Consider the following 11160-nt stretch of genomic DNA (forward strand, 5'->3'; position numbering starts at 1 on the left):
GCGTGCCCATGGACCTGACCATCCTCTATCGCGGCCCGCTCGCGTCCTGCGACTACGACTGCCCGTACTGTCCGTTTGCCAAGCGGCGGGACAGCCGGGAGCAGTTGCGTGCCGACCGCGCCGCGCTGGAGCGGTTCACGGCGTGGGCCGCCGTACAGACCGGCGACCGGCTCTCGGTCCTGTTCACCCCGTGGGGCGAGGGTCTGGTCCGCTCCTGGTACCGCCGTGCGCTGGTGGAGCTGGCGCGACTGCCGCACATCGGCCGGGTCGCGATCCAGACCAACCTCAGCAGCCGTACGGACTGGCTGGCCGAGGCGGGTGACGCCGGTCGCGAGAAGATCGCGCTCTGGTGCACGTACCACCCGGGGCAGACACCGTACGAGCGGTTCCTGGCCAAGTGCCGGGAGCTGACCGCGCTCGGCATCCGCCACAGCGTCGGGGTCGTCGGTCTCGACGACCATCTCGACGAGGCGCGACGGCTGCGGGCCGCGCTGCCGGGCGAGGTCTATCTCTGGGTGAACGCCGCCGAGGGGCACAGCTACACCGACGAGGAGGCGGATCGGTGGACGGCCCTCGACCCGCTCTTCCCGTACAGCAGGCATCCGCACCGCTCGGCCGGGCTGCCCTGCCGGACGGGCGAGTCGGTCGTCTCGGTGGACGGTGACGGCACGGTGCGCCGCTGCCACTTCGTCCCGGCGGAGCTGGGCAACCTCTACGACGGAAGCTATCGCCGCTCGCTCGGCCCGCGGGCCTGTCCACTCGCCGTCTGCGACTGCCACATCGGCTATGTGCATCTGGAGACGCTGCCGCTGTACGACGTCTTCGCGGGCGGAGTGCTGGAGCGGATACCGGCACCCCCGTTGTCGTCCCTCGCCGGACGGTCCTGAACCTCGGGACCGTCCGGCGAACGAGGGCACCGGCGGGTGGCGTGCCGGGCGTCGCGAGCCGGTGGACCCGTCCGGACGCGGCACCAGGACGCGTCTTCGAGCCGGCGACGTTCGGCCGGAGGCCGGGCCGTGCGGCGTCCGGCGCGTGCGACCGCACGGCGGAAGATCGCCCGCGTACCGGACGTACGTGGACGGCTCCGGCAACGCTGCGAGCGTGCGTGTCAGGCGTCGCACGGCAGACAGCAGTTCGAACACACGGTCTAGAGCGGCAGGAGGTCCGGCCGCTTCGCCTCGACGTGGTCGCCGGAGGACTCGCCCCGCAGCCGACGGCCGATCCACGGCACCAGGTACTCGCGTGCCCAATGGATGTCGTCGCGCCGGACTTCGAGCGTGCCTCGCTGTGCCTGCGGGGGCCATTCCTGGTCGGGGTCGGCCGGCACGTCGAGGCCGAGGACCTGGGCGGCCCGCAGCGCGACCCTGGTGTGTCCCTCGGGCGACAGATGGAGCCGGTCGTCGTCCCAGGCGCGCCTGTCCTGGACGGACCGCAGCGACCACAGGTCGAGGACCGGGCAGTCGTAGCGGTCGGCGATGGACCGCACATGGGCGGTGTAGGTGGCGATCTTGCCGCGCAGATGGCGCAGTACGGGAACGCCACGGGTGTCGAAGCCGGTGGTGACCATGACGGTGCCGACCGATCCGGTCAGCTCCGCGACCGCGCGCTCGAAGCGCTCGGCGACGTCGTCGGGGTCGGTGCCGGGCCTGATGATGTCGTTGCCGCCCGCGCAGAAGCTGACCAGGTCGGGTGCGAGCTCCTTGGCGCGCGGCACCTGCTCCTCGACGATCTGGTCGAGCAGTCGTCCGCGTACGGCGAGATTGGCGTACCTGAAGTTCCCGTGCGCGGAGCCCTCGGTGCCCGACCCCGTATCGAGGTCGGGGAGCTGGTCCGCGAGAAGCACCGCGAACCGGTCCGCCCAGCCGACAAAGGTCCCGTCCGGGCCGGGGTCGCCGACCCCCTCGGTGAAGCTGTCGCCGATCGCCGCGTACGACCCGATGACACCATGTCGATTGATGACGCCACGTTGATTTTTTCTCGAATCGTCTGCCACAAACGCTTATCCTGCACCGCTGAATGTGACCTACGCGACCGTAATAAGGGGTTGACGGGTGGTGAGATAGACCACCCGGTCAGATTCGGTAAAGGGGGAATAAGCAGAAGGGGCGGTGCGCCGCCGCGCACCGCCCCTTCCATGGCTCGGGTCATCCCCAGGTCCTGTCGTCCGGATCACGCCGGGCTCGCGTGCCCGACAGGCCGATCCGGCCCGATCCGGACGAAAGACGCCGGTTGTTCAACTGCCCCGTCGTTCGGCTCAGACGTAGATGCCGTGCGAAGCCAGGAAGGCGATCGGGTCGATGTCCGAACCGTACGCCGGGCCCGTGCGGACCTCGAAGTGCAGGTGCGGTCCGGTGGCGTTGCCGGTGGCGCCGGAGAGGCCGATCTGCTGACCGGTGCTCACGGACTGGCCCGCCGAGACGGAGATCGAGGACAGGTGACCGTACTGCGAGTAGTGGCCGTCGGCGTGCTTGATGACGACCTGGTTGCCGTACGCGCCACCCCAGCCGGCGGTGACGACGGTGCCGGAGGTGATGGCCTTCACGCCGGTGCCGGTGAAGACGGGGAAGTCGATCCCGGTGTGGCTGCCGCTGGACCAGTTGGAGCCGGAGGCGCGGTAACCGGTGGTGTGGTTGCCGGGGACCGGGTGGACGTAGCCCGAGCTGCTGCTCTGGGTGGCCGGTGCGGAGGTCTTGGACTCCTTGGCCGGGGTGGACTTGACCGCGGCGGACTTCTCCACGACCGACGAGGGAACCGAGGGGGCCTTCGAGGGGAGGGCCGATCCCGCGCCGGCGCCGGTGGCCGCGGCGTCGGCCGACGCCGTGCCGCCGAGCGTCAGCTTCATGCCCGGGAAGATCAGACCGGGGTCCTTGCCGACGACCTCGCGGTTGTCCTGGTACAGCTTCTGCCAGCCGCCCTCGATCTTGTGCTCGGCGGCGATCTTCGACAGGTAGTCGCCGGAGACGACGGAGTAGGTCGTGGTGGCGGCCTGCTTCTGCGCGACCGGCTGCGCCGGGGCGGCGTGCGCGGCGACGGAGGCGGACTGCGTGGCGGCGGCCGGGGCGGCGTGGGCGCCGGTGGCGCCGAGCAGCGGCAGCGCGATGACGGCGCCACCGGCGCCTGCGGCCGCGACACCACGGGCGATGACGCCGGACTTCGTACGACGATGCTTACCCGATATGGGCATGGGGTGCTTCCTCTCCGGCGCCTACGAGGTGAGCTGTCGGGTTCGGACTGGAGATGCCCGGCCGCGCCGAGCGCGGCTTCACCCCGAGCCGGCCGGATTTCTCCGATCGGCGGCCTACCTGGTTCCCCCGCTCCTGCCACACGATGAGTGGGTGCGAATTCCGGGCGGCGGCAGGATTAGGCGGTCCGACCGGATTGACGGTGACCGTAAGCGAGTCGGGACGGCGAGAACAAGCCACCGGTTCCGCACCGGAATCCGTGCCAGGAATTCGGCACGGAATTCCGGTCACACTCCGTGGACAAGAGATCTTGAATTTCCGCGCCGCGCACGGAATACCCGGCCGCCCCGCCAGTACACACCGTCACGGATATGATCCCGCTCACGAGAGGGCGACCATCTGCCCGACAAACAGTGCGCGTTCGGGTCAAATCCGCACATTATGGACACATCGCATTCAGCGCTCGCGCCGCAGCCTCAGCACTCCCGCGTCGAGATCCCCCTGGAGCCCGGTCTGCAGTCCCTGGTGCAGCAGCACCGAGCCGTGGTGCACCGCCCCGGTGTCCAGGCAGGTGTACGTCGCCGCGGGGTGGAGCCCGCGCAGTCTGAGGGCCGGGGGTCGCTCCCCGTACCTCTGCGCCTCCAGCCACATCAGGACGACGGTCTCCTCCCCGTGGACGTACTGGACCGCGCCGAGTCCTCCCCGCGGGGCACGGAGCCGGTACAGGTCGCCGAGCTGCACCACCGACCGGATCTCCTTGTAGAGGCTCACCCAGCCCCGCGCCTCGGCGAGTTCCGCCTCACTCCATTCGGTGAGGTCCCCTCCGACCCCGAGCACACCGGCCATCGCGCTCACGAAGCGGAAGCGCAGCGAGCTGACCCGGCTGTTGAGCTGGACGTTCGGGCTGTCGGTGACCCAGGCGGCCATCACCCGGGCCGGATGGATCTGACCGAAGCCCTCCTGAATGGCGAGGCGGTCGAGCGGGTCGGTGTTGTCGGAGGTCCACACCTGGTCCGTGCGGGACAGAATCCCCAGATCGATCCGGCCGCCGCCGCCCGAGCAGGACTCGAAGGCGACCGAGGGGTGCGCGGCCCGGAGCCGGTCGATCAGCGCGTACAGGGCCTGCACATGCTCGATCCAGAGCTTCTGCGGATAGCTCTCGCCGGGCCAGCCCGCATCGGTGAAAGAGCGGTTGAAGTCCCATTTCACATAATCGACGGGCGCACTGGAGAGCAGCGTGTGCAATTGCTCGTAGAGATGCTCCCGCACATCGGTGCGGGCCAGATTGAGCACCAGCTGATTACGGAACTCGGTACGCGTCCGGCCGGGGAAATGCTGCACCCAGTCCGGGTGTGCGCGATAGAGATCGCTGTCGGCATTGACCATTTCCGGCTCGACCCAGATGCCGAACTGCATACCGAGACGGTGCACTTCGTCGGCGAGCGGCGTCAGCCCGTCGGGGAAACGGTCCGGATTCGGCGTCCAGTCCCCGAGCCCCGCCCGGTCACTGGTGCGCCGGCCGAACCACGCGTCGTCCACGACGAACAGTTCGACCCCCATCGCGGCGGCCCGCTCGGCGAGGGCGCGCTGCTGCTCCTGCGAGATGTCGAAGCCGGTCGCCTCCCAGGAGTTGTAGAGCACCGGCCGCAGACTCCCGGCGTCCGGGATCACATGGGCCAACTGCCAGGCGTGCCAGGCCCGGCTCGCCCCGCCGAACCCCTGCGCGCTCCACAGCCCGGCGAAGGCGGGTGTGACGTAGGAATCCCCCGGCCCGAGCAGCAGCAGTCCGGAGTCGTCGTAACCCGCGCCGCCGGTGATCTGCACGAGCCCGTCGGGGAGCCGCTGCACGGAGATCCGCCACGACCCGGACCAGCCGAGCGCGCAGCCGTACACCTCCCCGCTCTCCTCGGTCGCCGCACCGTCGGCATCGAGCGCGACCCACGGCAGGTACTGATGGCCCGTATGGCCGCGCCTGCTGGAGATGACGCTTTCGCCATACGTCAACTCCGCCCGCGCGAGCCGGGACTCCGCCGCCCAGCGGCCGTGCAGCCGGCTCAGCCGCCAGCCGTCGCGGGCGGGCAGCACCCAGGCGGCGGCGTCGGCGCGCAGCAGTTCCAGTGGCGGGCCGTCGGGCCCGGCGTGGGCGACGGTGGCCCAGCGCTCGATCACGTCGGAGTCGTTCCGCATCCGGTAGTGCAGCGTGAGGGCGAGCCGGTGCACGGAGTCGGTGAAGCCGATACGGAGTTCGTCCCCGTCCACCACGGCGTCGGAGAAGGCCCACTCCGTGCCACGGACCTCGGGGGTGCGTACCGAGAGGGCCGGGCGGACGAACCGCGGGCCGCCCTCCACGGGGTACTCCTCACGACCGTCGAGCCAGGACTCGAACCCTCTGGCCGGCGGCTCCGGCGCCGCTGCCAGGGCCTCGGCTGCGGCAAGGGAGATCCGCGGCCCCCAGTGGAGATGGAGCAGTTCGTCCCGCTCGGTGATGCGCAGTGCGTAGCTGCTGCTCGACCCGGTGAGCAGCCAGGTCCGGCCCTTGTCGCCAGTCTCGATCATCGCTTCCCCACATTCCAACAGTTCCGCACATCATCGACCAGCGCCGGGCGGGCGGGCAACGGTCTCGCGACGAATTCACCGGACGGATTCGCCATCGGAGCACGGGGGTTCACGAGGTATCGACAAGAATTGGCCGAGATGATTGCGTGAGGAATCCATGTCGTATCGTCACGGAAGTGGCCTTGTCGGCGACTCGCGTCGACGCCAGACACCCCAGGAGTCCCTGTGACGCAGCAGTTGCCGCAGATCCCGTCGACGGAACCCGAACTGGCGGGTGTCCGCAATTTCCGCGACGTGGGCGGACTGCCCACCGCGGACGGCCGGCGGGTGCGGTACGGACGGCTCTTCCGCAGCGGTCACCTCGCGCACGCCACCGCCGAGGACGCCGCGTTTCTCGGCGGTCTCGGTCTGCACACCGTCTTCGACTTCCGCAACGCCGCCGACCACCGGCTCGACGGCCTGGACGTGGAACTGCCGGGCGTACGCAACGTGAGCATCCCGCTCTCCGACCCCGCCGACGGCGCCGAGTTCTGGCGGATGGTCCGCGACGGCGATCTCGATCAACTGCGTTCGCTCCTCGCCGACGGCAAGGGGACGGACCGGATGATCGCCTCGTACCGCTCGATCATCCTGGACCGCACCGCCGAGCACAGCCGGGTGCTGCACGCCCTGGCCGAGGACAGCGTTCCGGCGTTGATGCACTGTGCGGCGGGCAAGGACCGGGCCGGTCTGTCGATCGCGGTGTCGCTGCTGGCGGTCGGTGTCGAGCGCGATGCCATCGAGGCCGACTACCTCAAGTCCAACGACGCCCACCGCCGCTACAAGGTGCGCCGCAGCGACACCTCGGCGAACGGCATGTCGCCCGAGGTGATGGAGCTTCTCAATCCCCTCTTCGGCGCCCACGCCGACTATCTGGACGCGGCCTTCGCGACCATCGAGGAGACCTGGGGCAGCACCGACCGCTATCTCTCCGAGGGGCTGAAGCTCGCCCCCGAGACCCGTGAGCGGCTGCACGCACAGCTCCTCGACGAGGCGTAGCCCGACCACCCCTCGCGGTGGTCAGCCCTTGCCGGCCACCGCGAAGAGCAGGTAGAGGAAGGCCGCGAAGATGTGTCCCGCGATGAGGTAGGCGAACAGCCGGATCACCACACCGCGCGGGAACTTCCGCTCCTGGGCCTCGTAGTTCTTCCTGGACCCGAGCGGGTCGAAGTTCTCTGAATCGGACATGACAGTCCTCTCTGGCGACCGGACGGACCGGTCTCAGCGACGGTGGATACCGCTGCCGAGGCACAGCTCGGCGGCGGGGCTCTGCAGCAGGGTGTGGACGAAGAGCAGCTCGGCACCGTCACGGTCGACGGCCGTGATCCGGTGCGGGGTGAGCGAGTCGAAGTGCGCGCTGTCACCGGGGGCGAGATCGTGCACGGTGTCCCCGAGCGTGACCCGCAGGTGTCCGGCGAGCACGTGCAGCCATTCCTCACCGGGATGGACGCGTACGAGCTCGCCCTGCGCGCCGTGCGGAACCCGGACGCGGAGCGCCTGCATCGCCCGGCCGGCACCACCGGCCCGCCGGTACATCCAGCCGTCGGCCTCGGCGCCGTCGAACCTTCCACCACGGATGATCGCGTCACGTTCGGGGGGCGTCTCGCCCAGCAGTTCGGAGACCGTCGTACCGTAGATCCTGGCAAGGCCGAGAAGCATCGGCAGCGACGGCTGGCGACGGCCCGTTTCGAGCCGGGAGAGATGGGCGGGCGAGAGCCCGGCCCGCTCGGCGGCGGTCTCCAGGGTGAGACCACGGCTGCGGCGCAGATCGCGCAGGCGTGGCGCGATCCCGGGCAGCTCGTCGGCCACCCCTCCGTCCGGAGTGTTCATGTACCCATTGGGCCAGGAACTTTCCTCGGAGGCAAATTTCTTGCCTCCGAGGCAAAAGCCCACGAGACGTGCATTTCGCGGGTCAGCGGTGGGCGACGGCCTGCTTGACCAGGGTCCTGCCGAAGTCCCACATCAGCCCGCCACCGCTGTGGGCGTCGTCCATCACGGCGGTGAACGCGGTGACGAACCGGTCGACCTCCGGCTCCCCGATCACCAGTGGTGGAATCAGCTTGATCACTTCCAGATGGTCGCCCGAGACCTGCGTGAGGATGCGGTGCTTCTGGAGCAACGGCACCACCACCATCTGCGCGAAGAGGCCCTTGCGGGCCGCCTGCAGCATGGTCCAGCGACCGCGGAGCTTCAATGACGACGGCCGCCCGAACTCGATGCCGATCATCAGCCCGCGCCCGCGCACCTCGTGCAGCAGCTCGTAGCGGTCGACCAGTGCGGCCAGGCGCTCGCGCAGCAGATCACCGGTGCGGCGCGCGTGGGCGACGGTCTCCTCGTCCTCCATCACCGCGAGAACCGCGAGACCGGCCGCCATCGCCTGTGCGTTGGAGCCGAAGCTCGCGGAGTGGACCAGGACCCGGTCCATGGACGAATAGACCTTCTTGAAGATCCAGTCCCTGCCCAGCGTCGCCCCTACCGGCACATAGCCGCCGGAGAGGGCCTTGGCGACACAGACCAGATCCGGTTCGACCCCTTCCTCGTGCTGGTACGCGTAGAAGTCGCCGGTCCTGCCGAGGCCCGTCTGCACCTCGTCGGCGATGAGCAGCGCCTTGTGCTGGTGGAGCAGTTCCTGTGCGGCCCGCAGGAAGCCGGGCGGCGCGGCGTGGACGCCCTTGCCCTGGATGGGCTCGACGACCAGTGCCGCCACGTCGCCGCGTTTCAGCTCCCGTCGCAGCGCGTCGAGATCGCCGAGTCCGATGGCGGTGTCCGGCAGCAGGGGCGCGAAGCCGTCCCGGAAGCCGCTCTCCCCGTTCACCGAGAGCGAGCCGGTCGTCAGCCCGTGGAAGGCGTGCGCGCAGTAGAGGATCCTGGGCCTGCCGGTGGCGTACCGGGCGAACTTCAGGGCGGTCTCGACGGCCTCCGTACCGCTGTTGCCGAAGAACACCCGGTCCAGGTGCGGGCTGTACATGAGCAGCTTCTCCGCCAGCAGCCCCGGCAGCGGCTGGCAGTCGAAGCGGGTGAGGTCGGCGAGCGAGGCGTCGAGGACGTCGTGCAGGGCCTTGCGCACCACGGGGTGGTGCCGGCCGAGCCCCATCACCCCGAATCCGGCGAGCATGTCGAGGTAGTCGTTGCCGTCCGCGTCCCAGAAGTGCGCGCCCTCGGCCCGTTCGTAGACCTTGTCGAAACCGATGGTGTGCAGCATGCGGGGCAACTGGTGATTGAGGTGCCTGGTGTGCAGCTCATAGCGCTCGGCGCCGCGCTCCGCGAGGAGCCGTGCCAGATCGAAGCCCTTGGGCCCGTCGTCGTTCATGCCCCGCTCTCCTCGGTCCTTCTCGCTGCTTCCCTGGCAGCCAGGGCCGCGCTGATCCGCCCGGCGATCTCCACCGGTGTGAGCCCGATGTCCGCCAGTACCTCGGCGCGCTTGCCGTGGGCGAGGAACTGCTCGGGGATGCCGAACGTCCGCAGGGGCACGTCCACCCCGGCGTCCCGCAGCGCCTGTCCGACCGCCGAACCGACGCCCGCTGCCCGGCTGTTGTCCTCGACGACGGCGACCAGCCGGTGCCGTTCGGCGAGCGGGGCCAACTGCTCGTCGACCGGCTTGACCCAGCGCGGGTCGACGACGGTGCAGCGGATGCCGCCGCCCGCCAGCAGGTCCGCGGCGCCGAGACAGACCGGGGCGAGCGCGCCGACGGCCACCAGCAGCACATCGGGGTCGTCCGCCCGGTGCAGCACGTCCATCGCGCCGATCCTGTCGATGGACGGGATCGGCTCCCCCACCGACTCCTTGGGGAACCGGATCACGGTGGGCGCGTCGTCGACGGCGACGGCCTCGCGGAGCTGGGCCCGGAGCTCGTCGGCGTCGCGCGGGGCGGCGATCCGCAGCCCGGGGACGACCTGCAGCACCGACATGTCCCACATGCCGTTGTGGGAGGCTCCGTCGGGCCCGGTGACCCCGGCCCGGTCCAGGACGAACGTCACCCCGCACCGGTGCAGCGCGACGTCCATCAGCAACTGGTCGAAGGCCCGGTTGAGGAAGGTGGCGTAGACGGCGACGACCGGATGCAGCCCGCCGGTGGCGAGCCCCGCCGCGCAGACCGCGGCGTGCTGCTCGGCGATCCCGACGTCCCAGACCCGGTCGGGGAACGCCTCGGCGAACTTCGTCAGTCCGACGGGGTGCAGCATCGCCGCGGTGATGGCCACGACGTCCGGCCGCTCGGCGCCGATCGCGGCGATCTCGTCCCCGAAGACAGCGGTCCAGGACGGCGCTCCGGCCGGGGCCAGCGGCGCGCAGGTCAGCGGGTCCATCGCACCCACGGTGTGGAAGCGGTCGGCCTCGTCCCGGAGCGCGGGCGGGTACCCACGGCCCTTCTCGGTGAGGCAGTGCACCAGCACCGGACCGTGGAAGCGCTTCGCCCGGTGCAGTGCGGATTCGACTGCCGCGACGTCATGGCCGTCGATCGGACCGACGTACTTGAGCCCGAGGTCCTCGAACATGCCCTGCGGGGCGAAGGCGTCCTTGAACCCCTTCTTCGCGCCGTGCAGCGACTCGTACAACGGCTGTCCGATGACGGGCGTCTGCTGGAGCACTCCCTTGCCCCAGGAGAGGAAGCGTTCGTACCCGTCGGTGGTACGGAGCGTGGCGAGGTGGTCGGCGAGGCCACCGATCGTCGGGCCGTACGAACGCTCGTTGTCGTTCACCACGATGATCAGCGGACGGTCCTTCGCGGCCGCGATGTTGTTGAGCGCCTCCCAGGCCATGCCGCCGGTGAGTGCGCCGTCACCGATGACGGCCACGACGTGGTCGCTCCGCCCCAGTACCTGATGGGCCTTGGCGATGCCGTCGGCCCACCCGAGGACGGTCGAGGCGTGCGAGTTCTCGATGACGTCGTGCGCGGACTCCTCGCGGGAGGGGTAGCCGGACAGGCCCCCTTTGCCGCGCAGCTTGGAGAAGTCCTGGCGTCCGGTGAGCAGTTTGTGCACATAGCTCTGGTGCCCGGTGTCCCACAGGATGCGGTCCACGGGCGAGTCGAAGGCCCGGTGGAGGGCGATGGAGAGCTCCACCACCCCCAGGTTGGGCCCCAGATGACCGCCGGTCCTCGCCACCGCCCGGATGAGGAACTGCCTGATCTCCTCGGCGAGTTCATCGATTTCCGCCGCGCTCAGCGCCTTGAGGTCGTACGGCCCCCGGATGTTCTCCAGAATCGTCACGCTCGGGCCCCTCTCTGGTTCTGTTTCAGCTCACGGTGACGGCGGGAACCCCCGATGGCGTTCCCGCGGCGTCCATGCCCTCGGCGATCTTCAGGGCTTCCTCGATCAGCGTCTCGACGATCTTCGACTCCGGCACGGTCTTGATGACCTCGCCCTTCACGAAGATCTGACCCTT

General features: G+C 69.9%; 9 protein-coding genes, 1 pseudogene and 1 riboswitch. Of the genes and pseudogenes, 2 read left to right on the forward strand and 8 right to left on the reverse strand.

The genetic code is table 11. From position 1 onward, the window contains the following. Nucleotides 1–8 precede the first annotated feature (8 nt). The gene (locus ACIRP2_RS32955) at nucleotides 9–887 is read left to right on the forward strand and encodes an STM4011 family radical SAM protein (protein WP_404256762.1); all 879 of its coding nucleotides are present in this window, start codon (nucleotides 9–11) and stop codon (nucleotides 885–887) included. 260 nt (nucleotides 888–1147) lie between these two features. Here the strand turns inward: ACIRP2_RS32955 and ACIRP2_RS32960 are convergent, their stop codons facing one another. The 3 genes from ACIRP2_RS32960 to ACIRP2_RS32970 all read right to left on the reverse strand — a co-directional run bounded on the left by ACIRP2_RS32960 (nucleotide 1148) and on the right by ACIRP2_RS32970 (nucleotide 5738). Next, nucleotides 1148–1993 carry an SGNH/GDSL hydrolase family protein gene (locus ACIRP2_RS32960; RefSeq protein WP_404256764.1) on the reverse strand — a complete coding sequence of 282 codons (846 nt, stop codon included), beginning with the start codon at nucleotides 1991–1993 and terminating at the stop codon, nucleotides 1148–1150. Nucleotides 1994–2254: 261 nt separating this feature from the next. Continuing rightward, entirely contained in the window at nucleotides 2255–3184 is a 930-nt protein-coding gene (locus tag ACIRP2_RS32965; RefSeq protein WP_404256766.1) for a peptidoglycan DD-metalloendopeptidase family protein, read from the reverse strand. Between the two features lie 5 nt (nucleotides 3185–3189). Next, nucleotides 3190–3348: riboswitch (cyclic di-AMP (ydaO/yuaA leader) on the reverse strand. Between the two features lie 290 nt (nucleotides 3349–3638). Beyond that, nucleotides 3639–5738: an alpha-galactosidase gene (locus tag ACIRP2_RS32970; protein WP_404256768.1), complete on the reverse strand. Its 2100-nt coding sequence runs from the start codon at nucleotides 5736–5738 to the stop codon at nucleotides 3639–3641. A gap of 225 nt (nucleotides 5739–5963) precedes the next feature. Here ACIRP2_RS32970 and ACIRP2_RS32975 point away from each other — a divergent pair, with 225 nt between their 5' ends. After that, entirely contained in the window at nucleotides 5964–6776 is an 813-nt protein-coding gene (locus tag ACIRP2_RS32975; RefSeq protein ID WP_404256770.1) for a tyrosine-protein phosphatase, read from the forward strand. Nucleotides 6777–6797: 21 nt separating this feature from the next. On the opposite strand, the gene ACIRP2_RS32980 is transcribed toward ACIRP2_RS32975, so the two are convergent. The 5 genes and pseudogenes from ACIRP2_RS32980 to ACIRP2_RS33000 all read right to left on the reverse strand — a co-directional run. After that, nucleotides 6798–6965: a DUF6126 family protein gene (locus ACIRP2_RS32980; RefSeq protein ID WP_176729046.1), complete on the reverse strand. Its 168-nt coding sequence runs from the start codon at nucleotides 6963–6965 to the stop codon at nucleotides 6798–6800. Between the two features lie 33 nt (nucleotides 6966–6998). Continuing rightward, complete coding sequence (locus ACIRP2_RS32985; RefSeq protein ID WP_404256772.1) at nucleotides 6999–7607, reverse strand: helix-turn-helix domain-containing protein; 609 nt, start codon at nucleotides 7605–7607, stop codon at nucleotides 6999–7001. An 82-nt stretch (nucleotides 7608–7689) separates the two neighbouring features. Then, nucleotides 7690–9087 carry an aspartate aminotransferase family protein gene (locus ACIRP2_RS32990; RefSeq protein ID WP_404256774.1) on the reverse strand — a complete coding sequence of 466 codons (1398 nt, stop codon included), beginning with the start codon at nucleotides 9085–9087 and terminating at the stop codon, nucleotides 7690–7692. Then, complete coding sequence (gene dxs / locus ACIRP2_RS32995) at nucleotides 9084–10985, reverse strand: 1-deoxy-D-xylulose-5-phosphate synthase (protein ID WP_404256776.1); 1902 nt, start codon at nucleotides 10983–10985, stop codon at nucleotides 9084–9086. The genes ACIRP2_RS32990 and dxs overlap by 4 nt, the downstream gene beginning before the upstream one ends. Before the next feature lie 25 nt (nucleotides 10986–11010). Continuing rightward, nucleotides 11011–11160, reverse strand: a pseudogene (locus ACIRP2_RS33000) (4-hydroxy-3-methylbut-2-en-1-yl diphosphate synthase); the annotation flags it as partial.

The organism is Streptomyces sp. NPDC101194, from assembly GCF_044767885.1.
Classification (GTDB): Bacteria; Actinomycetota; Actinomycetes; order Streptomycetales; family Streptomycetaceae; genus Streptomyces.